Here is a 1,104-nt window from a genome sequence, read left to right as displayed (position 1 = left end):
CATGGCTAAGGCTAAGTTTGAACGTAATAAGCCACACGTTAACGTGGGCACAATCGGTCACGTTGACCATGGTAAAACAACTTTAACAGCTGCAATTGCAACTGTATGTGCGAAGAAATTCGGTGGTGAAGCGAAAGACTACGCTGCAATTGACTCTGCACCAGAAGAAAAAGCACGTGGTATTACAATTAATACTTCACACGTAGAATACGATTCACCAACTCGTCACTACGCACACGTAGACTGCCCGGGCCACGCCGATTATGTTAAAAACATGATTACTGGTGCTGCTCAGATGGACGGCGCGATCCTTGTATGTGCTGCGACTGATGGTCCAATGCCACAGACTCGTGAACACATCCTTCTTTCTCGTCAGGTTGGTGTACCTTACATTCTTGTATTCCTTAACAAGTGTGACCTTGTTGATGATGAAGAACTTCTTGAATTAGTAGAAATGGAAGTTCGTGAACTTCTTTCTACTTATGACTTCCCAGGTGATGACACTCCAGTTATCCGTGGTTCAGCGCTTCTTGCACTTAATGGTGACGCTGGTCAGTATGGTGAAGAAGCAGTTGTTGCACTTGTTGACGCGCTTGACACTTACATTCCAGAGCCAGTACGTGCAATCGACCAAGCATTCTTAATGCCAATCGAAGACGTATTCTCAATTTCTGGTCGTGGTACAGTAGTAACTGGCCGTGTAGAAACTGGTATTGTGAAAGTAGGCGAATCAGTTGAAATCGTTGGTATCCGTGATACACAAGTAACAACAGTTACTGGCGTAGAAATGTTCCGTAAACTTCTAGACGAAGGCCGTGCGGGCGAGAACTGTGGTGTTCTTCTACGTGGTACTAAGCGTGAAGACGTACAACGTGGTCAAGTACTTGCTAAACCAGGTACAATCAAGCCGCACACTAAATTCGATGCAGAAGTATACGTACTTTCTAAAGAAGAAGGTGGTCGTCACACTCCATTCCTTAACGGTTACCGTCCACAGTTCTACTTCCGTACAACTGACGTAACTGGCGCGATCAAACTACAAGATGGCGTAGAAATGGTAATGCCTGGTGACAACGTTGAGATGTCAGTAGAATTAATCCACCC

1 protein-coding gene is annotated in these 1,104 nt (G+C 45.2%); it reads left to right on the top strand.

Features of this window, described 5'->3' with window-relative positions; genetic code table 11:
• Window position 1: 1 nt before the first annotated feature.
• Window positions 2-1,104: elongation factor Tu (gene tuf / locus GBI16_RS18155; RefSeq protein ID WP_151707613.1), on the top strand; the 1,103-nt coding region annotated here is incomplete at its 3' end.

This window comes from Acinetobacter sp. TUM15064, assembly GCF_008980265.1.
GTDB lineage: Bacteria > Pseudomonadota > Gammaproteobacteria > Pseudomonadales > Moraxellaceae > Acinetobacter.
The sequence above is the reverse complement of the archived record's forward strand: the minus strand, read 5'-3'. Positions and strand labels throughout refer to the sequence as shown.